Below are 1,168 nucleotides of genomic sequence, written 5' to 3' on the forward strand. Positions count from 1 at the left end.
GACATTGTCACTTTGCATGAGGAGTTGATTGCAGAATGTGTATTGGCAAATGCTGGCACCTTGTTTAATCCAGTCATGTGCGAAGCCATGGTTAAGCTCATCATGACCGACGGATTTTGGTTCGCGATGGAATCAGAAAACATCGAAACCATTGGTCTGAATTTTAAGAGCATTGATTGGTTACAAAAACAGTTAACCATTTGGGACATGAACAGCCTTGGATTATTTCTGGCGCGCATTGTCGATGCGAAAAGCCCATTTACTTATCAACACTCGCAAAAAGTTGCTGAGTTATCGCGCTATTTGGCGGGCAAATTAGGACTCGATGAACACGACCAAGAAATGCTGTTTATTGCCGGTTTGGTTCACGACATAGGTAAGCTAAAGACGCCGGATGAAATTCTACATAAGGAAGGCGCGCTCAGTAAGCAGGAATACACGAGAATCAAACGACATACGATAGATACTCAACTTGCGCTGCATAAGGTGTTCCCAAACGCCAAAATCGCAGAATGGGCTTCAAATCACCATGAACGCTTGGACGGCTCTGGCTACCCTTACCATAAAACAGCAGAAGAACTCGACATCCCTTCTCGCATTATTGCCGTTGCCGATGTGTTTCAGGCACTATCGCAAGATCGCCCTTATCGAGGACGAATGAGCCAAACACAAATTGCTGAGATCATGGATGACCTAATTGAGCAGAATAAACTCTGCGCTCACGTCTATGAGGTGTTAGAGCAGAATATGACGGCTTGCTACAACATATCTCTTTGCCACTAAAAGCCGATTTCCGGACATGAAAAAGGGCGCATCACGCGCCCTTTTTAGTATTTAGTGCCTAGATGTTAACTCGCGATATCCAGAAGGTTATCTCTCACACCATTAATTCTGAACCAGCCTGCGATACTGAAACGCTCCGCGTTAGTCGGCAGCACTTCATGAGGAAACTGTTCAGATAAGAACACCAGTAGACGCCCCCCACGAGGCGGTATTGTCGCGATTTCTTTGTCATTGAGGTCATAGACAACCAATTCGCCCGCATCCTCTTCACTCCAAGATTCATTCATGTAGAACACCGTGGTTAAGCGACGGTTTTCGTTCCCTTTAAAGCAATCAAGGTGTTTTTGGTAAAAATCGCCTTTTTCGTACTTTGCAAAGTGTGCTT

General features: G+C 45.1%; 2 protein-coding genes. One reads left to right on the forward strand and one right to left on the reverse strand.

Features of this window, described 5'->3' with window-relative positions:
- The coding region (locus tag R7Q38_RS24105) for an HD-GYP domain-containing protein (RefSeq protein WP_318114598.1) at positions 1-783 on the forward strand (783 nt) is incomplete at its 5' end.
- A gap of 65 nt (positions 784-848) precedes the next feature.
- Here the strand turns inward: R7Q38_RS24105 and R7Q38_RS24110 are convergent.
- A partial coding sequence (locus tag R7Q38_RS24110; RefSeq protein ID WP_225492591.1) for a 2OG-Fe(II) oxygenase occupies positions 849-1,168 on the reverse strand: 320 nt, incomplete at its 5' end.

It is taken from the genome of Vibrio sp. Vb0598 (assembly GCF_033338935.1).
In the GTDB taxonomy this organism is placed as follows: Bacteria; Pseudomonadota; Gammaproteobacteria; order Enterobacterales; family Vibrionaceae; genus Vibrio; species Vibrio alginolyticus.